Source organism: Acinetobacter sp. RF14B, from assembly GCF_006864105.1.
Classification (GTDB): Bacteria; Pseudomonadota; Gammaproteobacteria; order Pseudomonadales; family Moraxellaceae; genus Acinetobacter; species Acinetobacter lwoffii_C.
Genome location: NZ_SMTB01000241.1, coordinates 1 through 510 on the forward strand (window position 1 = coordinate 1; position 510 = coordinate 510).

1 pseudogene is annotated in these 510 nt (G+C 45.1%); it reads right to left on the minus strand.

The features are described 5' to 3' along the window. Positions 1 to 92 (minus strand): annotated as a pseudogene (gene rpsJ, locus E2K52_RS14735) (30S ribosomal protein S10); the annotation flags it as partial. Positions 93 to 510 lie beyond the last annotated feature (418 nt).

Sequence of the window (510 nt, forward strand, 5' to 3'; positions counted from 1 at the left end):
CGCTTAGCAGTCTCGACGATTTCCGCGGTTGATTGATCGATCAGACGATGATCAAACGCTTTCAGGCGGATACGGATTCTTTGGTTCTGCATGAGACCAGAGCTCCAATTATTTTATAGACGAAAATGATTACTCCTCGAACCCATTACGATTGATGGGAGAGTGTAATCGTTCTTACGTAGCCCCCCGATTGGGGGCATTGTTTGATAGCCAAAAAGAAGCTATCAGGGTTCATATCGAACCAGCCGTCATTGATGACAGGCCCGCGCATTATACGTAAATCTGGCGCTGACGCAAGCGCTGATTAGAAATTAAACATTCTTTCGTACTGTCTCGCAATTCTGTGTATCACGCCAATTCTCTTCATTTCTTTTATGGAAACTACGCGCATTGTTGCATAAACACCGTTTGGCGTGACTTCCGGGAAGCGTATGTTATGAGTTCATTGAAGGCGCACTCAGGGAACAAGAATGATCGCGATATGGATTTCAGCGTATATGCTGTTGAATG